18 protein-coding genes are annotated in these 16,314 nt (G+C 73.7%); 8 read left to right on the forward strand and 10 right to left on the reverse strand.

Translation table 11 applies throughout. From position 1 onward, the window contains the following. Nucleotides 1-32: 32 nt before the first annotated feature. The gene (gene groES, locus ACN27B_RS05390; RefSeq protein ID WP_088998427.1) at nucleotides 33-347 is read right to left on the reverse strand and encodes a co-chaperone GroES; all 315 of its coding nucleotides are present in this window, start codon (nucleotides 345-347) and stop codon (nucleotides 33-35) included. A 253-nt stretch (nucleotides 348-600) separates the two neighbouring features. Between groES and ACN27B_RS05395 the strand changes: the two genes are divergently transcribed. The 7 genes from ACN27B_RS05395 to ACN27B_RS05425 all read left to right on the forward strand — a co-directional run bounded on the left by ACN27B_RS05395 (nucleotide 601) and on the right by ACN27B_RS05425 (nucleotide 7,895). Continuing rightward, nucleotides 601-1,833: a THUMP-like domain-containing protein gene (locus ACN27B_RS05395; RefSeq protein ID WP_422743751.1), complete on the forward strand. Its 1,233-nt coding sequence runs from the start codon at nucleotides 601-603 to the stop codon at nucleotides 1,831-1,833. A 66-nt stretch (nucleotides 1,834-1,899) separates the two neighbouring features. After that, nucleotides 1,900-2,379, forward strand: coding sequence for a Cys-tRNA(Pro) deacylase (gene ybaK, locus ACN27B_RS05400; protein ID WP_099163682.1), 480 nt, complete (start codon nucleotides 1,900-1,902; stop codon nucleotides 2,377-2,379). A 195-nt stretch (nucleotides 2,380-2,574) separates the two neighbouring features. After that, nucleotides 2,575-3,678 (forward strand): sugar ABC transporter substrate-binding protein, encoded by a 1,104-nt coding sequence (locus ACN27B_RS05405; protein ID WP_099163681.1) that lies wholly within the window; start codon nucleotides 2,575-2,577, stop codon nucleotides 3,676-3,678. A gap of 103 nt (nucleotides 3,679-3,781) precedes the next feature. Then, the gene (locus ACN27B_RS05410; protein WP_099163680.1) at nucleotides 3,782-4,600 is read left to right on the forward strand and encodes an ATP-binding cassette domain-containing protein; all 819 of its coding nucleotides are present in this window, start codon (nucleotides 3,782-3,784) and stop codon (nucleotides 4,598-4,600) included. Next, entirely contained in the window at nucleotides 4,597-5,856 is a 1,260-nt protein-coding gene (locus ACN27B_RS05415) for a sugar ABC transporter permease (RefSeq protein WP_099163679.1), read from the forward strand. The genes ACN27B_RS05410 and ACN27B_RS05415 overlap by 4 nt, the downstream gene beginning before the upstream one ends. A gap of 31 nt (nucleotides 5,857-5,887) precedes the next feature. After that, nucleotides 5,888-7,063: an ROK family protein gene (locus ACN27B_RS05420; protein WP_099163678.1), complete on the forward strand. Its 1,176-nt coding sequence runs from the start codon at nucleotides 5,888-5,890 to the stop codon at nucleotides 7,061-7,063. Nucleotides 7,064-7,157: 94 nt separating this feature from the next. Further along, nucleotides 7,158-7,895 carry a DUF4142 domain-containing protein gene (locus tag ACN27B_RS05425; RefSeq protein ID WP_091570304.1) on the forward strand — a complete coding sequence of 246 codons (738 nt, stop codon included), beginning with the start codon at nucleotides 7,158-7,160 and terminating at the stop codon, nucleotides 7,893-7,895. 48 nt (nucleotides 7,896-7,943) lie between these two features. On the opposite strand, the gene ACN27B_RS05430 is transcribed toward ACN27B_RS05425, so the two are convergent. From ACN27B_RS05430 to tsaB, 4 genes are read right to left on the reverse strand one after another with little or no spacing between them, the layout of a single operon-like run. Continuing rightward, complete coding sequence (locus tag ACN27B_RS05430; RefSeq protein ID WP_422743755.1) at nucleotides 7,944-8,198, reverse strand: hypothetical protein; 255 nt, start codon at nucleotides 8,196-8,198, stop codon at nucleotides 7,944-7,946. A gap of 17 nt (nucleotides 8,199-8,215) precedes the next feature. Further along, nucleotides 8,216-9,262: a tRNA (adenosine(37)-N6)-threonylcarbamoyltransferase complex transferase subunit TsaD gene (tsaD, locus tag ACN27B_RS05435; protein WP_091570297.1), complete on the reverse strand. Its 1,047-nt coding sequence runs from the start codon at nucleotides 9,260-9,262 to the stop codon at nucleotides 8,216-8,218. Nucleotides 9,263-9,267: 5 nt separating this feature from the next. Beyond that, nucleotides 9,268-9,711 (reverse strand): ribosomal protein S18-alanine N-acetyltransferase, encoded by a 444-nt coding sequence (rimI, locus tag ACN27B_RS05440; RefSeq protein ID WP_099163675.1) that lies wholly within the window; start codon nucleotides 9,709-9,711, stop codon nucleotides 9,268-9,270. Beyond that, complete coding sequence (gene tsaB, locus ACN27B_RS05445) at nucleotides 9,708-10,385, reverse strand: tRNA (adenosine(37)-N6)-threonylcarbamoyltransferase complex dimerization subunit type 1 TsaB (RefSeq protein WP_099163674.1); 678 nt, start codon at nucleotides 10,383-10,385, stop codon at nucleotides 9,708-9,710. The genes rimI and tsaB overlap by 4 nt, the downstream gene beginning before the upstream one ends. A 185-nt stretch (nucleotides 10,386-10,570) precedes the next feature. Here tsaB and ACN27B_RS05450 point away from each other — a divergent pair, with 185 nt between their 5' ends. Next, a complete protein-coding gene (locus ACN27B_RS05450) occupies nucleotides 10,571-11,296 on the forward strand; it encodes a helix-turn-helix domain-containing protein (RefSeq protein WP_422743758.1) in 726 nt (241 codons plus the stop codon). Here the strand turns inward: ACN27B_RS05450 and ung are convergent. From ung to ACN27B_RS05475, 5 genes are all read right to left on the reverse strand, one after another. Further along, nucleotides 11,285-11,986, reverse strand: coding sequence for a uracil-DNA glycosylase (gene ung, locus ACN27B_RS05455; RefSeq protein WP_099163672.1), 702 nt, complete (start codon nucleotides 11,984-11,986; stop codon nucleotides 11,285-11,287). The two genes, ACN27B_RS05450 and ung, sit on opposite strands and share 12 nt — an antisense overlap. A gap of 53 nt (nucleotides 11,987-12,039) precedes the next feature. Continuing rightward, nucleotides 12,040-12,522, reverse strand: a complete 483-nt coding sequence (gene tsaE / locus ACN27B_RS05460) for a tRNA (adenosine(37)-N6)-threonylcarbamoyltransferase complex ATPase subunit type 1 TsaE (protein ID WP_098747404.1) — start codon at nucleotides 12,520-12,522, stop codon at nucleotides 12,040-12,042. After that, nucleotides 12,513-13,598, reverse strand: a complete 1,086-nt coding sequence (locus ACN27B_RS05465; protein WP_091570275.1) for an alpha/beta fold hydrolase — start codon at nucleotides 13,596-13,598, stop codon at nucleotides 12,513-12,515. The genes tsaE and ACN27B_RS05465 overlap by 10 nt, the downstream gene beginning before the upstream one ends. Further along, a complete protein-coding gene (alr, locus tag ACN27B_RS05470) occupies nucleotides 13,595-14,713 on the reverse strand; it encodes an alanine racemase (protein WP_099163670.1) in 1,119 nt (372 codons plus the stop codon). Before alr ends, ACN27B_RS05465 begins: the two co-directional genes overlap by 4 nt. Nucleotides 14,714-14,785: 72 nt before the next feature. Next, nucleotides 14,786-16,255 carry an NAD(P)H-hydrate dehydratase gene (locus ACN27B_RS05475; protein WP_422743761.1) on the reverse strand — a complete coding sequence of 490 codons (1,470 nt, stop codon included), beginning with the start codon at nucleotides 16,253-16,255 and terminating at the stop codon, nucleotides 14,786-14,788. Between the last annotated feature and the right edge of the window lie 59 nt (nucleotides 16,256-16,314).

The following is a 16,314-nucleotide window of genomic DNA, read 5'->3' on the forward strand; positions in this document are numbered from 1 at the left end:
GCCGGACCGGGGCAACGACACTGATCGGTTGCTTACTTCTCGATGACCGCGAGGACGTCGCGGGCGGAGAGCACCAGGTACTCCTCGCCGGCGTACTTGACCTCGGTGCCGCCGTACTTCGAGTAGAGGACGGTGTCGCCGACCTTCACGTCGACCGGCACGCGGTTGCCCTTGTCGTCGATCCGGCCCGGGCCGACAGCGAGGACGGTGCCCTCCTGCGGCTTCTCCTTGGCGGTGTCGGGGATCACGATGCCCGAGGCGGTGGTGGTCTCGGCCTCGTTCGCCTGGACCACGATGCGGTCCTCGAGCGGCTTGATCGCAACCTTGGTCGCGGTAGTCACGGGCATACCCTCCCGGGTACTTGGTGTCGTTACCGGTCGGCATGCCGACCAGCGTCAATCTGCCACATGCCACCGGGCGGGGCCGTCGTCGCGGGTGCCGGTCCGCCTGGCGCTCAACCCCCGGGCACGGGCCCGGGCGTTGGCACCCTCAGGGTGAGAGTGCTAATCGCAGGTTATTCCTCGGCTAGCACTCCGTCAAGGAGAGTGCCAGCGCGTCGCCCGCCGTGTCGGCCACCAGGCGGGTCGGGAGAATGAGCGGGTGGACCTCGACCAGCTCACCGCGCTGCGTACCCCCGAGGGGTCGGCCGCGCTCGCCGCGGCGGCGCGGGTGGCCGGCGGCGACCCGCTGGCGGCGGCCGCCGCGCTGCGCTCGGCCGGGATCCCGGGCGGGCTCGCGGCGGCGGCGCTGACCCAGGCGGAGCTGCGCCGCCGGGCTGCCGGCAAGTTCGGCGCGGTGGCGGCCGGGATGTTCCTCACCCGGCCGGGGCTGGAGCAGGCCACCCGCCGGGCGGTCGCCGACCGGCGGGCCGCGCGGCTGCGCGCCGCGGGCGTGACCACGCTCGCCGACCTGGGCTGCGGGCTGGGCGCCGACGCGCTCGCCGCGGCCCGCGCCGGCATCCGGGTGTACGCGGTGGAGGCCGACCCGGTCACCGCGGCGATGGCCGCCGCGAACGCCGAGGCGGCCGGGCTGGCCGACCTGGTCACGGTGGAGTGCGGCGACGCCACCACGTTCGACGTGAGCCGGGTCGACGGGGCGTTCTGCGACCCGGCGCGACGACGGGCCGGCACCGGCCGGCGCATCTTCGACCCGAACGCCTACTCGCCGCCGTGGGACTTCGTCGTCGGGCTGGCCGAGCGGGTGCCGCGCACCGTGGTCAAGGTGGCGCCCGGGCTGGACCACGCGCTGATTCCGGCCGGCGCCGAGGCGGAGTGGGTGAGCGTCGACGGGGACCTGGTGGAGGCCGCGCTCTGGTGCGGGCCCCTCGCGGACGTCCCCCGCCGCGCCACCGTGCTGCGGGAGAAGGAAGGGCCCCCTGTTAACGCCTCCGGTAGAGGAAGGGCCCCCTCTTATCACCTCACCGGCACCGGCGCGGTCGACGCGGCGGTAGGCCCGGTCCGGCCGTTCCTGTACGACCCGGACCCGGCCGTGGTGCGCGCGCACCTGGTCGCCGAGCTGGCGGCCGACCTCGACGCCACCCTCGCGGACCCGTCGATCGCCTACCTCTACGCGGACGCGGCCCGGCTCACCCCGTACGCGCGCTGCCTGGAGGTCACCGACGTGCTGCCGTTCTCGCTCAAGCGCCTGCGTGCGCTGCTGCGGGAGCGCCGGGTCGGCCGGGTGGAGATCCTCAAGCGCGGTTCGGCGCTGGAGCCGGAGAAGCTGCGCCGCGACCTGCGCCTGGCCGGCGAGGCGGCGGCCAGCCTGGTGCTCACCCGGGTGGCCGGTGCGCCCACCGTGCTGATCTGCCGCCCGGTGCCGGCCGCCGCCTGACCGCCGTCCCCGGCCGGCGCCCGTTCCGGCTCGCCGGGGAGCCGCAGCCGGGTTAGCTTGACGGTCATGGCGGGACAGGGCACTCCGGCGACCGCGCTGCTGGCCAAGCGGAAGATCGCGCACAGCACGCACCCGTACGACGTCTCGCCGGACGCGCCGAACTACGGCGCGCTGGTCGCCGCCGCGCTCGGGGTGCCGCCGGAGCGGGTGTTCAAGTCGCTGGTCACCGAGGTGGACGGCGAGCTGACCGTGGCCGTGGTGCCGGTGACCGGCGAGCTGGACCTGAAGGCCCTCGCCGCGGCGGTGGGCGGCAAGCGGGCCGCGCTGGCCGACCGGACAGTGGCCGAACGGGCGACCGGCTACGTCCGGGGCGGGATCAGCCCGCTCGGGCAGCGCCGGCGACTGCCGACGGTGGTCGACGCCTCCGCGTCGACACACCCGACGGTGTACGTCTCGGCCGGCCGCCGGGGCCTGCAGGTGCAGCTCGCGCCGGGTGACCTGGTGGCGCTCACCGGGGCGCGGACCGCCCCGATCGCCGCCGGTTGAACCACCCGTAGCGGACGGTGGGAGCGTTTCCGCCGCGGGTGTCGGCCGGGTGACAACCGCGTTGCTGAATTGTTACCGCCGCCAACAAACTTCTGACCTCGGCACTCTTGCGGAGCGCGGGAAGCGCGGAATACGTTGCCGGACACAACAAAACATCGACCTCTACTCCCCCACCCCCCGAAAGGACCCGTGCACATGCGCAAGGGACTCCTCACCTTCGCGGCCGTCGGTCTCCTCGCGACCGGCAGCATGGCCGCCTGTGGTGACAACGGCGGTTCTTCCGACCAGGCCGGCGGCTCCAGCGACAAGAAGCCGAAGATCGGCGTGATCCTGCCGGACAGCAAGTCCTCCGCCCGCTGGGAGGGCGCGGACCGCAAGTTCCTCAAGGAGGCGTTCGACGCCGCCGGCGTGGAGTCGGACATCCAGAACGCGCAGAACGACAAGACCGCGTTCCAGACCATCGCCGACCAGATGATCACCAACGGCGTCAACGTCCTGATGATCGTCAACCTGGACTCCGGCACCGGCAAGGCCGTGCTCGACAAGGCCAAGTCGCAGGGCGTCGCCACCATCGACTACGACCGGCTGACCCTGGGCGGCTCCGCCCAGTACTACGTCAGCTTCGACAACGAGGCCGTCGGCAAGCTCCAGGGCGAGGGCCTGAGCAAGTGCCTGACGGACAAGGGCGTCAAGAACCCGTCGATCGCGTACCTCAACGGCTCGCCGACCGACAACAACGCCACCCTGTTCAAGAACGGGTACGACTCGGTCCTCAAGCCGAAGTTCGACTCGAAGGAGTACACCAAGGTCGCCGACGACTCGGTGCCGGCCTGGGACAACGCGCAGGCCGCCACGATCTTCGAGCAGCAGCTGACCAAGGCCGGCGGCAAGATCGACGGCGTGCTCGCCGCCAACGACGGTCTGGGCAACGCGGCCATCTCGGTGCTCAAGAAGAACAAGCTCAACGGCAAGGTCCCGGTGACCGGTCAGGACGCCACCAAGGAGGGCCTGCAGAACATCCTCGCCGGTGACCAGTGCATGACCGTCTACAAGGCGGTCAAGAAGGAGGCGGACGCCGCCGCCGAGCTGGCCATCGCGCTCGCCAAGGGCGAGAAGAAGGAGACCGGCCAGACCGTCAAGGACCCGGAGGGCAACCGGGACGTGCCGGCCGTGCTGCTGGAGCCGAAGGCCATCTACAAGGACAACGTCAAGGACGTGGTGGCCGACAACTACGTCACCAAGGAAGAGCTCTGCACCGGTGCGTTCGCCAAGCTCTGCACCGACGCCGGCGTGAGCTGACCCAACCCGCTCAGGCGGCGCCGCCCGGCACGGGGAAACCCGGGTCGGGCGGCGCCCACGCCGGACGGGATCCGAGACCTCCCTCCGCCCAAAGGAGACACCCGTGTCCGCAACCCCCCTGCTGGAGCTACGCGGGATCGACAAGAGCTTCGGTCCCGTCCAGGTGCTGCGTGACGTCGCCTTCACCGCCCACCCCGGCGAGGTGACCGCGCTGGTCGGCGACAACGGCGCCGGCAAGTCGACCCTGGTCAAGTGCATCAGCGGCATCTACCCCACCGACGCCGGCGAGTTCCTCTTCGACGGCCGTCCGGTGAGCATCAGCAGCCCCCGGGACGCCGCCGCGCTCGGGATCGAGGTCGTCTACCAGGACCTGGCGCTCTGCGACAACCTCGACATCGTGCAGAACATGTTCCTCGGCCGGGAGAAGCGCAGCGGCATCGTGCTCGACGAGCCGACCATGGAGCAGATGGCCGCCGAGACCCTGGCCGGCCTGAGCGTGCGCACCGTGAAGTCGCTGCGCCAGCACGTGTCCAGCCTCTCCGGCGGCCAGCGGCAGACCGTCGCCATCGCCAAGGCGGTGCTCTGGAACAGCAAGCTGGTCATCCTGGACGAGCCGACCGCCGCGCTCGGCGTCGCGCAGACCGCCCAGGTGCTGGAGCTGGTCCGGCGGCTGGCCGACAACGGCCTGGCCGTCGTGCTCATCTCGCACAACATGAACGACGTCTTCGCCGTCTCCGACCGGATCGCCGCGCTCTACCTCGGCCAGATGGTCGCCCAGGTGAAGACCACCGACATCACCCACTCGCAGGTGGTCGAGCTGATCACCGCCGGCCGTTCCGGCGCCCTCGGCCTCGCCGGCGAACCGGGCAGCAACGGCACCGGCGCCGCGCCCGCCGACACCACCCCAGGAGCCGTCCGATGACCGCCACCGCCGTGAAGAAGGAAGGCCCCGCCGGCGTCGCCCCGGCGCCGACCGTGGGCAGCCACGTGAACAACTACTGGCGCCGGGTACGTGGCGGCGACATCGGCGCCCTGCCCGCGGTGATCATGCTCCTCGTGCTCGCCGTCGGCTTCTCGATCGCCCGCCCGTCGTTCTTCACCGCCGGCAACCTGGCGAACCTGTTCACCCAGGGCGCCGCGGTCACGTTGATCGCCATGGGTCTGGTGTTCGTGCTGCTGCTCGGCGAGATCGACCTCTCCGCCGGCTTCGCCAGCGGCGTCTGCGCCGCGATCCTGGCCAACGTGGTCACCGTGCTCGGCTACCCCTGGTACGTGGCGGTGCTCGCCGCCGTCGTCACCGGCGTGGTCATCGGCACCGTGCTCGGCCTGCTGGTCGCGAAGGTCGGCATCCCGTCCTTCGTGGTCACCCTCGCCGGCTTCCTCGCCTTCCAGGGCGTGGTGCTGACGCTCATGGACGAGGGCGCCAACATCGCGGTCCGCGACGACACCCTGGTCGCGATCGCCAACCGCAACCTCTCCCCCGCGCTGGGCTGGGCGCTGGCCGCGGTGGCCGTCGCCGGCTACGCGGCCGTGCAGCTGCTGCGGCACCGCAACCGGTCCGCCCGCGGCCTGCTCACCGACCCGATCGCGGTGGTCGCGGCCCGGATCGGCGGGCTCGCCGTGATCCTCGGCCTCGCGGTCTACGTGCTCAACCTGGAGCGCAGCCGCAACGTGCTGGTCGTCTCGCTCAAGGGCGTGCCGATCGTGGTGCCGATCATCGCGGTGCTGCTGGTCGTCTGGACGTTCGTGCTCCAGCGCACCAGCTACGGCCGGCACATCTACGCCGTCGGCGGCAACGCCGAGGCGGCCCGCCGGGCCGGCATCAGCGTGGACCGGATCCGCATCTCCGTGTTCGTCATCTGCTCCGGGATGGCCGCCATCGGCGGCATCGTGGCGGCCAGCCGGGCCAACTCGGTCGACCCCAACACCGGTGGCAGTAACGTACTGCTCTACGCCGTCGGCGCGGCGGTGATCGGCGGCACCAGCCTCTTCGGCGGCAAGGGCCGGGTCCTCGACGCCGTGCTCGGTGGCGCGGTGGTCGCGGTGATCGACAACGGTATGGGACTGATGGGGTACAGCTCGGGCGTGAAGTTCGTGGTCACCGGCGTGGTGCTGCTCGCCGCGGCGACCATCGACGCGTTGTCGCGACGGCGCGCCGCCGCCACCGGCGTGCGCTGACCCCGGGTACGGACACACCATGGCAGTGGCAATGCGCGCGGGTCCCAGCCAGGACGAGATCCGCCGGCAGAACCTGGGCGCATTGCTCCGCTACGTGCACGTGCACGGGGCCACCACGCGCGCGGAGCTGACCACCGCGCTCGGGCTCAACCGCAGCACCATCGGCGCGCTGACCGCGGACCTGGCCGGCGCCGGTCTGGTCAGCGAGGGGACGCCGAAGGAGACCGGCCGGGCCGGGCGACCGTCACTGGTCGTCCGGCCCGAGTCGGGACGGGTCTACGCGTACGCGTACAGCGTCGAGGTGGACCGGCTGCGGGCCGCGCGGGTCGGCCTCGGCGGTGAGGTGCTCGACCGCCGGGAGCTGGACCGGCCGCGCAACCTGGTCGCCGGGGAGGCCGCCCCGCTGCTGGCCGGCGCGGTCAAGGAGATGCACCATGCGGTGCCGCCGGACTCGTTCTGCGTGGGCGCCGGGGTGGCCGTGTGCGGCATGGTGCGCCGCGACGACGGGCTGGTCCGGCTCAGCCCGACCACCGGCTGGGTGGACGAGCCGATCGGCGCGGCGCTCGCCGACGAGCTGGGCATCGACGTGCCGATAACGGTGGGGAACGTGGCCGACGTGGCCGCGTACGCCGAGCACGCCCGGGGCGCGGCGACCGGCTGCGACAACGTCATCTACCTGTACGGCGACGTCGGCGTGGGGGCGGGCATCATCGCCGGCGGCCGACGGTTGACCGGGCACGGCGGCTACGGCGGCGAGGTCGGCCACATGGTGGTGGTCCGCGACGGTGTGCGCTGCGACTGCGGCCGGCGCGGCTGCTGGGAGACCGAGGTCGGCGAGCACGGGCTGCTGCGCGCGGCCGGCCGGTCCGAGGCGCGCGGGCGGGAGGCTCTGCTGGCCGTGTTCGACGCGGCCGACCGGGGCGACGCCCGGGCGCAGAGCGCGGTGCGGCAGGCCGGCGACTGGCTCGGTTTCGGCGTGGCCAACCTGGTCAACATCTTCAACCCGGAGATGGTCATCTTCGGCGGCACCATGCGCGACCTCTACCTGGCCGCCGCGGCCCAGGTCCGCAGCCGGCTCAACTCCAACGGGCTGCCCGCGTGCCTGGAGCACGTGCGCCTGCGTACCCCGAAACTCGGTGACGACGCGGCGCTGATCGGCGCGGCCGAACTGGCCTTCGAACGCCTCCTGGCCGACCCGCTGAACTGATCGGCCCGGCGATCCGTACCAGTGTGCGGACGGCCGGCGGGCTCGGCCGTCCGCGACCCCACGAAGCGGTCCGGACCGAGGAGGCAACCCAACCATGGCATCGCTGGAATCCGCACGTCGCCGGCTGGCGCACCGGGTGACCCTGCTGCTCGTCGCGATCGGCGCGGGGATCGGCGTCCTTCCCGGCGCGGCGCTGGCCGCGCCCAACCCCGGCGTGCAGATGAACGCCGCCGACATGACGCTGCTCAACGGCGTACGGCTGGCCGGGCTCTGGGAGATGCCGGCCGGGACGATGGCCGCGGAGAAGGGCAAGTCCCCCCGGGTCCGGGAGGTCGGCGCGGAGATCGCCCGCCAGCACGGCGTGCTGGACCAGCTGGTGGTCGAGGCGGCCAACAAGTTGGGGGCGGTCCTGCCGACGGACCCGACGGCCCAGCAGAAGGGCTGGCTGACCGAGATGCAGAACGCCAACGGCGCGCAGTTCGACCAGATCTTCGTCACCCGGCTCCGGGTCGCCCACGGCAACATCTTCCCGGTGATCGGCGCGGTCCGGGCCAGCACCAAGGATCCGATCGTGCGCAAGCTCGCCGAGGACGCCAACAAGTTCGTCAACGACCACATGACCATGCTGGAGAGCACCGGACTGGTCCGCTGGCAGCAGTTGCCGCCGCCCGCGCTCCCCCCGGCGCAGAGCGACTCGCTGGTCGCGGCCGCCCAGGCGAACGTGGGCAGCGGGGGCGGGCTCCAGGTGGGCACCGGGATCGTGTGGGCGGTCTTCCTGATCGCGCTGGGCACCGGCGGGTACACGACCTGGCGGCTGATGCGCCGCGCCTGAGGGACGTCGGAGCCCCGGTCGTCGACCGGGGCCCCTTTTCTCGTACGGTCAGCGGTCGACCTGGGTGAAGTCCCAGCTGTGCGGCGGCCGGGCGACCAGGCGCATGGGCGGCTCGGGCAGCTCACGCGGGTTGCTCCGCCACTTGGAGATCACCACCAGCCGGTGGTCGGTGGAGGAGAACACCTCGCTGGAGACGTGCATCGGGTCGTGCTCGAACTCGGGCAGCGCGGTCTCGCACACCCAGGTGATCAGCTCGGCGAAGCCGTACGACTCGGCCTTCGCCTCCCACATCCGGACGATCATGTCGGTCCCCTCCCCGTTCAGACGCTGACCACGGTCAGCGGCATCGCGGAGTCGGCCGGCAGGTCGAGCCGGCTCGGCGCGACGCCCGCGGCGACCAGGTGCGACCCGAGCGCGGCCACCATCGCGCCGTTGTCCGTGCAGAGTTTCGGCCGGGGCGTACGCACCCGGACGCCGTGCTTGTCGGCCCGGTGCTCGGCCATGGCCCGCAGCCGGGAGTTGGCGGCGACCCCACCGCCGATCACCAGCGTGTCGATGCCGCTGCTGCGGCACGCGTCCAGCGCCTTGCCGACCAGCACGTCGCAGACCGCCTCCTGGAAGGACGCCGCCACGTCGGCCACCGGCACCGGCTCGCCGGCCCGCTGCCGCGCCTCCACCCACCGGGCCACCGCCGTCTTCAGCCCGGAGAAGGAGAAGTCGAAGCGGTGACCGACCAGGTCCTTCGCGGCGGTCAGCCCGCGCGGGAAGGCGATCGCCGCCGGGTCGCCGGCCCGCGCCTCGCGGTCGATGTACGGTCCGCCGGGGAACGGCAGCCCGAGCAGCCGGGCCACCTTGTCGAACGCCTCCCCGGCCGCGTCGTCGATGGTCGCGCCGAGCGGGACCACGTCCCGGGCCAGGTCGTCGACGCGCAGCAGCGAGGAGTGCCCGCCGGAGACCAGCAGCGCGATCGCCGGCTCGGGCAGCGGTCCGTGCTCCAGCGTGTCCACGGCCACGTGTGCGGCGAGGTGGTTCACCCCGTACACCGGCTTCTCCGCGGCCACCGCGTAGCCCTTCGCGGCGGCGACGCCGACGAGCAGCGCGCCGGCCAGGCCCGGTCCGGAGGTCACCGCGATCGCGTCGATGTCCGCGATGGTGACCCCGGCCTCGCGCAGCGCCCGGTCCATGGTCGGCACGATCGCCTCCAGGTGGGCCCGGCTGGCCACCTCGGGCACCACCCCGCCGAACCGGGCGTGCTCCTCGACGCTGGAGGCCAGCGCGTCGGCGAGCAGCGTGTGCCCGCGCACGATGCCCACGCCGGTCTCGTCGCAGGAGGTCTCGATGCCGAGGATCAGGGGTTCGTCAGCCATGCTCGTCAGTCCTCGGTGCGCTGCATGACCAGCGCGTCGGTGTTGCTCGATTGGTAGTAGCCGCGCCGCACGCCGATCGGCTCGAAGCCGTGGGTGGCGTAGAGGCGCTGGGCCGGGGCGTTGTCGGCGGCGACCTCCAGCAGCGTGTTGCGGACGCCCCGCCGGGCCGTCTCGGCGAGCAACGCCTCCAGCAGCTGCCGGCCGACACCCCGACGCTGGACGTCCCGGCGGACCGCGACGTTCTGCACCCACGCCTCGTCGGGCGGGTAGACGGCCAGCCCGGCGTAGCCGAGCACGGCGCCGTCGTCGTCGGTGGCCACCAGGTAGAAGTGCCCGTTCGCGAGTTCGTTCCAGAACATCGCCGGGGACCACTGCTCGGCGCCGAACAGGTCCGCCTCGAGGGGCAGCACCTCCTCGACGTGCCACCAGCGGAACCGGCCGATCCTCACGGCAGGACCGGCTTGTGGCCGGTGGCCGCGACGGCGTCCGGTCGGCGCAGGTAGAGCGGGGTCAGCGGCTCACCGGGGGCGCCCGCGCGGATCCGCTCGGCGGCGAGGCGGGCCAGCGCCAGCGGGTCCGGGTACCGGGGCTCCTCGCGCACCGGCAGCCCGAGCACGTCCGCGTACCGGTGCGCGCCGTCGCCGACCGCGACGCCGACCGCCAGGTCCCGGGCCCGCTCCGCGACCACCGCCGGCGCCGCCACGTCCGGCCCGGCGACGCGTTCGCCGGCGCCGTCGTAGACGGCCCAGTAGACCTCCCGGCGGCGCGCGTCGCTCGCGGCCAGCACCGGGTCGCCGGCGGCCGCCGGGTGACCGATCCCGTCGAGAGAACAGACACCGTACGTGGGGATGCCGAGCACCTGGGCCATGGTGGCGGCGGTGACCAGGCCGACCCGCAGCCCGGTGAACGGCCCCGGGCCGAGCCCGGCGACGATCGCAGCCAGGTCGGCCGGGCGCGCGTCCACGTCGGCCAGCACCGCGTCGACCTGCGGCGCGAGCAACTCGCCGTGGGCCCGGGCGTCGACCGTGCACCGGGACGCGCGGACCGCGACGCCGGCCGCCGAGACCTCGACCAGCGCCGCGGTCACCGCGGGCGTCGAGGAGTCCACCACGAGTACGAGCACGGTTAGCCAGCCTAGCCGTCCCGCCCGGCCGGTCAGGCCACGCCCTCGCCGCCGCCGCCCGCGCCCGCGCCCGCGACGGACGGTGACGCCGTCGGGTCACGGCACCCCTCGAGAGCGATATACCGCTGGGTCATATTTATGACTGAGCGGTATATCGCTCGAAACTGAGGTGCCATCCTTTCGGGATGACCGAGAGTCGCCTCGCCGGGCAGGTCGCCCACGCCGTCCGGCACGAGCGGGAACAGGCGGGACTGACCCAGCAGGCGCTGGCCGGGCGGGCGGGGCTGAGCCAGGCCGCCGTCGCCCGGATCGAGCGGGGCGACCGGCTACCGAGCCTGCCGACCGTGGAACGGCTGCTCGGCGCGCTCGGGCGCCAGCTCCGGATCGAGGTGGAGCCGCTGGACAGCCACCTCGACGCGACGCTCGACAAAGCAGCCGGGACTGCGTTGACCGACCGGATCGCGGATCTCGGGCTGGACCGGACCATCGACGCCCTGGACGACCTGCCGTACGTGCTGACCGGCGGCACGGCGGCCCTGCTCCAGGGCGCTCCGCTGCCGGTGGACGCGGTCGAGATCGCGGTGCGCTGGCGGGACGCGCCCCGCTTCACCGAGTGGCTGGAGCGGGCCCACGCGCAGCGGTGGAACGCACGCTGGGAGGAGTGGGGCGGGATGCACCCGGAGCCCGAGGAGCCGGGCGCGCACCGTTGGCGGACCCGCCACGGCGAACTGCGCGCCCGGATGTGCGAGGAGCTGCCCGAGCCCGTCGAGATCCGCCTCGGAGAGCGTACGTACCCGGTCGAGCCACTGGTCGAGATCGAGGTGACGGACCCGCGCACGGCCGAGCTGCTCCGCCGGCACCGGCGGCGCCTCGCCGCAGCCGGCGAGGCGCCGGACGACTCAGCCGGCTGAGCGTTCCCAGTCGACGGTGGGCAGGCCGGCGTCGGCGAGCGCCTTGTTGGCCGCGCTGAACGGGCGGCTGCCGAGGAAGCCGCGCGGGTTCATCGGGCTCGGGTGCCCGGCCTCCAACACCACGTGCCGCGGGTTGGTGACCAGCGCCGCCTTCTTGCGGGCGTAGCCGCCCCAGAGCAGGAACACCACCCGCTGGTCGAGCGCGTCGAGCGCCCTGATGGTGGCGTCGGTGAACTCCTCCCAGCCCCGGTTGGCGTGCGAGCCCGGCGTGGCCTGGCGGACCGTGAGCACCGAATTGAGCAGCAACACGCCCTGCGCCGCCCAGCCGTCGAGGTTGCCGCTGCGCGGCTTCGGCACGCCCAGGTCCTCGCCCAGCTCCTTGAAGACGTTGCGCAGCGACGGCGGCACCGTCACGCCCTCACGCACGCTGAAGCTCAGCCCGTGCGCCTGCCCCGCCTTGTGGTAGGGGTCCTGCCCGAGGATGAGCACCCGCGTCTGGGCCGGCCCGCACAGGCGGTAGGCCGAGAACAGGTCCTCCACCGGGGGGAAGACCGTGGCGGTCGCGTATTCCCGGGCGACGAACTCGGCCAGCGCCGCGGTGCGGGCCGGGTCGAGGTGCGGGGCGATCGCCTCCCGCCACGGCTCGGGCAGGAGCGCCAACAGGTCGAGGGCGGGGGCGTCGTCGGGCATCGGCAACCTTTCGCAGTCGTCCCCGGGACTCTAGGCAGCGGGTACGACAGCGCTCAGCCGAGGGTCGCCAGCCTCGCCGCCCAGTCGCCGCCGACCGGTTCCAGGGTGACCACCCGGGTGTCGTCGTCGCGCCGGTCGATGCGGACCCGCAGGTGCGCGTCGACCAGCTGCTCGACCATCCCCTCGCCCCACTCCACCACGGTGACCGCCTCGTCCACCGAGGCGTCCAGGTCGAGGTCGTCGATCTCGGCGCGCGGGTCGGCGGACTCCCCCAGCCGGTAGGCGTCGGCGTGCACGAGCGTCACCCGGCCGCCGCGCGCCGGGTCCGGCCGGTGCACCCGGGCGATGACGAACGTGGGCGAGGTGATGTCCCCGCGGACGCCGAGGCCGGCGCCGATGCCCTGGGTCAGCGCGGTCTTGCCGGCCCCCAGCGGGCCGCTGAGCAGCAGCAGGTCGCCGGCGCGCAGCACGCCGGCCAGCCGGCGGCCGAACCGGTGCGTGTCGTCGAGGGTCGTCAGCTCCACCGTCACAGGGATTCCAGGAACCTTTCCAGCGCCGCGTTCACGTCGTCGGCGTGCTCGAGCATCACCACGTGCCCGCTGTCGTGGATCTTCACGAACTCGGCGTGCGGCAACCGCCGGACGATCTCCTCGGAGTGCGTCACCGGCGTGATCATGTCCTTGTCCCCCACGATCACCAGCACGGGCGTGCCGGCCAACGCGGCCAGCGCCGGGAAGCGCGAGTGGGTGGCCAGGGTGCGCAGGTAGCGGGTGACGGTGTCGGCCGAGGTACGGGAGTTCATCGTCTCGACGTACGACACCAGGGCCGGGCTGGGCTTCGGGGTGCCGAAGCCGTACTTGCGGGTGAGCAGCCAGGCCACGTTCGACGTCGACCTGCGGGCCTTGTCGATCACCGTGCCGCCGTAGCGGGTGGCGTTGCTCATCATGTAGAGCACCGGCGCGCCGACCCGGCCGAGCAGCGCGGGGGCCACCAGCTTCGTCTCCGCGGCCAGGCCGCCGGAGGTGGCCATCAGCACGGTGCCGACCACCCGGTCGCCGAACAGCTCCGGGTATATCTCGGCGAGCGCCATGATGGTCATGCCGCCCATCGAGTGCCCGACCAGCACCAGCGGCCCCTCCGGCGCCACCTCGTCGAGCACCCGGCGCAACGTGCGGCCCAGCGCGACCAGGTCGTACTCGCCGGACTCCAGCCTCCCGGAACGGCCGTGCCCCGGCTGGTCGTACGCGACCACGCGGTAGTCCCCGCGCTCCGTGAGCAGCTTGCGCTGGAAGTGGAACGTCCCCATGTCGAGGCAGAACCCGTGCACGAGCACGACGGTCGGACGGCCGGGGACCGGCCGGGTCGGCTCGACCACCTCGACGTGGATGTCGGTGCCGTCCGGCATCTCCAGCTCGTACGCCTCGTCGTAGCGCTGCTGGTCGAAGACCTCGTGGGCGTACCGGTCGGCGGGGTCGTTCTTGAGCCGGCGGACCAGCACCCGCTCGCTGACCACGCCCGCCGCGAGCCCGGCCGCGGCCACCCCGACGGCCGCGCCGACCAGGCCGGCGACCTTGCCGGCGGCGCTGCGCGGACGGGGCACCCGCAGGTTCATACGCGCTCGCCGTCGTAGACGCGGGGCACCCGCACCCCACCGAAGCGGGTCACGATCTCGTAGTTGATGGTGCCGACCGCCTCGGCCCAGTCGTCGGCGGTGGGCTCGCCGTCCGCGCCGCTGCCGAACAGCGTCGCCACGTCCCCGGCGGCCACCTCGTCGTCGCCGCAGTCGACCACGAACTGGTCCATGCAGACCCGCCCCGAGATGGTCCGCCGCTCGCCGGCGAGCAGCACCGGACCGGTGTTCGAGGCGTGCCGGGGCACCCCGTCGGCGTAGCCCAGCGGCACCACGGCCAGGTTGCTCTCGTTCTCGGTGAGGTAGGTGTGGCCGTAGGAGACGCCGGTGCCGGCCGGGACACGCTTGGTCAGCATCACCCGGGCCCGGGCCGTCATCGCGGGCCGCAGGCCGAACCGCTCGCCCGCGATCGGCGACAGACCGTAGACCGCGATGCCGGGACGGACCAGGTCGAAGTGGGTGTCCGGCCGGGTCAGCGTGGCCGCCGAGTTGGCCAGGTGGCGGTAGCGGGGCCGCAGGCCGGCGCGGGTCACCATCTCCAGCCCCTCGCGGAAGACGGCGAGCTGGCGGTCGGTGGTGGGGTGGCCGGGCGAGTCCGCGTACACGAAGTGGCTCCACACGCCGACCACCTCGACCAGACCGTCGGCCTGGGCCTTCGCGGCGGCCTCCAGCAGGGTGGGCCAGTCGGCCACGGTGGCCCCGCCCCGGGACAACCCGGTGTCGATCTTGAGGTGCAGCCGGGCCGGGCGGTCAGCCCGGCGGCTCGCCTCGATCATCTCGTCGAGCTGGGGAAGGCTGGCGCAGCCCAGGTCGACCCCGACCGCGATGCCGTCGTGCAGCGGCAGGCCCGGATCGAGCAGCCAGGCCAGGACCGGCGCGGTGATCCCCTCCTGGCGCAGCCGGAGCGCCTCGTCCAGGGTGCAGACACCGAGCTGGTCCGCCCCGGCGTCGAGCGCCGCGCGGGCCGCCGGCACCATGCCGTGCCCGTATCCGTCGGCCTTCACCACCGCCATCAGCTCGGCGCTGGTGCCGGCCTTGAGCCGGGCCACGTTCTCCCGGATCGCGTCGAGATCGACGCGCACCTCCGACTGCCACATACCCCCAGCCTACTTCCGCCGGTGATCATCGTGGCCGTGAGCCGCGCGGCCGGCGTCACGGCCGCGCCCGGATCAGCCCAGTCGGGCCAGCACCGGGCGCAATGCGGCGGCCACGTCGGGTGCGGTCACCGGGCCGCCGCGCGCCGCCTCCCGACCGGCCAGCCCGTGCAGGTACGCCGCGGCGGCGGCCGCCCGCTCGGGGGCCAGGCCGCCGGCGAGCAGCGAGCCGAGCAGCCCGGCCAGCACGTCGCCGGTGCCACCGGTGGCCAGCACCGGGGTGCCGGTCGGGTTGACGTACGCCCGCCCGTCGGGCGTGCCGACGATCGTCCGATCGCCCTTCAGCAGCACCACCGCGTTCATCCAGGCGGCCAGCCGCAGCGCCGCCGCGACCCGGTCCTCCCCCGGCATCTCGCCGCAGAGCCGGGCGTATTCCCGGTCGTGCGGGGTCACCACGATCGGGGCGTCCCGGCCGCGCAGCCGGTCGGCCAGCTTGCCGTCGACGAGCAGGGTCAACGCGTCGGCGTCCAGCACCACCGGCACCGGCGCGGCCAGCACCGCGCGCAGCTCGGCGGCGGACTCCTCGCCGGTGCCGAGCCCGGACCCGCAGACCCAGGCCTGCACCCGCCCGGCGTCGGCGACCCGGCCGGTGGCGATCACCGACGGGTGCTGGTGGACCACTTCGGCGCGGGCACCCCCGGCATAGCGGACCAGGCCGGTGGGACCGGCCAGCGCACCGGCGACCGAGAGCACCGCCGCGCCCGGATAGGTGGCCGACCCGGTGGCCACCCCGACCACGCCCCGCGAGTATTTCTCCGACGCCGGGCCGAGCGCGGGCCACCAGTCGACCACGTCCGACCACTCGGTCACCCGGAGCGCGGGCGAGCCGCGCAGCCACGGCGTCAGCCCGATGTCGACCAGCTCGACCTGCCCGGCCAGCGCGGCGGCCGGGCCGACCACCAGGGCCGGCTTGAGCGCGCCGAAGGCCACGGTCACGTCGGCGCGGACGGCGCAGGGCCGGCCGGCGTCGGTCAGCGGGACGTGCCCGGTGTCGACCGCGACGCCGCTCGGCACGTCCACCGCGACCACCGTGGCGCGCGTGCCGTCGCGTCCACAACGCCCGGCCAGGCTCGCCGCGAGCTGCTCGGCGGTCTCCCGCAGACCACCGGCACCGCCGATGCCCACGATGCCGTCGAGCACCAGGTCGACCACGGCGGGCGGCCGGTCGACCACCCGCCCGCCGGCGGCACGCAGCGCGGCCAGACCGTCGGCGTGTGCCCGCCCGGGGGTGAGGAGCAGCGCGGCGACCGCGACGCCCCGGCGGGCCAGGTGCGCGCCCGCGTAGAGCGCGTCGCCGCCGTTGTCGCCGGAGCCGACCAGCAGCAGGACCCGGGCGCCGTAGACGCCGCCCCGGTCGGCGAGCAACAGCGCGCACCGCCGGGCCAGCCCGGCCGCGGCCCGGTGCATCAACGCCCCGGCCGGGAGGGTGGCCATCAGACCCGCCTCCGCCGCGCGAACGTCCGCGACCCGCCACACCGGTCTCATGCCACCCCGTCCCGTTTCGTCGTGCCGCCCGTCCGGCGTGCCGATCACCGTGCCGGTGG

Source organism: Micromonospora sp. WMMD754, from assembly GCF_049315235.1.
Taxonomy (GTDB): domain Bacteria; phylum Actinomycetota; class Actinomycetes; order Mycobacteriales; family Micromonosporaceae; genus Micromonospora; species Micromonospora sediminicola.

Coding starts and splice junctions, on each gene's coding strand:
- ACN27B_RS05465 (WP_091570275.1), bottom strand. CDS start 13,598: ATGAACCTGCGGGTGCCCCGTCCGCGCAGCGCCGCCGGCAAGGTCGCC.
- ACN27B_RS05475 (WP_422743761.1), bottom strand. CDS start 16,255: ATGAGACCGGTGTGGCGGGTCGCGGACGTTCGCGCGGCGGAGGCGGGT.
- ACN27B_RS05415 (WP_099163679.1), top strand. CDS start 4,597: ATGACCGCCACCGCCGTGAAGAAGGAAGGCCCCGCCGGCGTCGCCCCG.
- ACN27B_RS05405 (WP_099163681.1), top strand. CDS start 2,575: ATGCGCAAGGGACTCCTCACCTTCGCGGCCGTCGGTCTCCTCGCGACC.
- ACN27B_RS05450 (WP_422743758.1), top strand. CDS start 10,571: ATGACCGAGAGTCGCCTCGCCGGGCAGGTCGCCCACGCCGTCCGGCAC.
- tsaD (WP_091570297.1), bottom strand. CDS start 9,262: ATGGCTGACGAACCCCTGATCCTCGGCATCGAGACCTCCTGCGACGAG.
- ACN27B_RS05425 (WP_091570304.1), top strand. CDS start 7,158: ATGGCATCGCTGGAATCCGCACGTCGCCGGCTGGCGCACCGGGTGACC.
- ACN27B_RS05430 (WP_422743755.1), bottom strand. CDS start 8,198: ATGATCGTCCGGATGTGGGAGGCGAAGGCCGAGTCGTACGGCTTCGCC.
- ybaK (WP_099163682.1), top strand. CDS start 1,900: ATGGCGGGACAGGGCACTCCGGCGACCGCGCTGCTGGCCAAGCGGAAG.
- groES (WP_088998427.1), bottom strand. CDS start 347: ATGCCCGTGACTACCGCGACCAAGGTTGCGATCAAGCCGCTCGAGGAC.
- alr (WP_099163670.1), bottom strand. CDS start 14,713: ATGTGGCAGTCGGAGGTGCGCGTCGATCTCGACGCGATCCGGGAGAAC.
- ung (WP_099163672.1), bottom strand. CDS start 11,986: ATGCCCGACGACGCCCCCGCCCTCGACCTGTTGGCGCTCCTGCCCGAG.
- ACN27B_RS05420 (WP_099163678.1), top strand. CDS start 5,888: ATGCGCGCGGGTCCCAGCCAGGACGAGATCCGCCGGCAGAACCTGGGC.